This is a genomic window from Chromohalobacter sp. HP20-39, from assembly GCF_033052815.1.
Lineage (GTDB): Bacteria > Pseudomonadota > Gammaproteobacteria > Pseudomonadales > Halomonadaceae > Chromohalobacter.
In genome coordinates, this window is record NZ_JAWHTP010000165.1 from 1 (window position 1) to 442 (window position 442).

Below are 442 nucleotides of genomic sequence, written 5' to 3' on the forward strand. Positions count from 1 at the left end.
CGTCTACGCCGACCGCATGCACGCGGGCGGTGACGGTGACTGCGCAACGATGATGATCAGCGACGCGATCCGCCGTGACGAGTCTATCGTTTCCGTGCCGGCTTTCATTGCAGCGCAATCCGGCTGGATCGGTGCCGCGATGGCCGGCCGGTAAACCGGTTCCCTTTCACGCAGTACATCCCATGCGGCGAGCTTTGGCTCGCCGCTTTTCATTTCAAGAGGCTATTTCCATGAACATCCTCAACGTTCACGAGCGTGTCATGCTCGCATCCCTTGGCATCTCCGTTTGGCGCGCACGTCGCTTCGATACCCGCGCCACGGAAGAGGTGGAAAAGAACCACGCCACCAAAGACATCGGGCGCTTCAACAAGAAGCTCCTGACCGACGATGCCATTTCTTACAAGAGCGTGTGCAGCATCGCCACGCAAGCACGTGCCTTCTT

At 59.0% G+C, this 442-nt stretch carries 1 protein-coding gene; it reads left to right on the top strand.

Annotated elements, in window-relative coordinates; all coding sequences use genetic code 11:
- Window positions 1–230: 230 nt before the first annotated feature.
- Window positions 231–442, top strand: a 212-nt coding sequence (locus tag RVY79_RS17460) for a hypothetical protein (RefSeq protein ID WP_317465751.1), incomplete at its 3' end; no start/stop codon positions are given.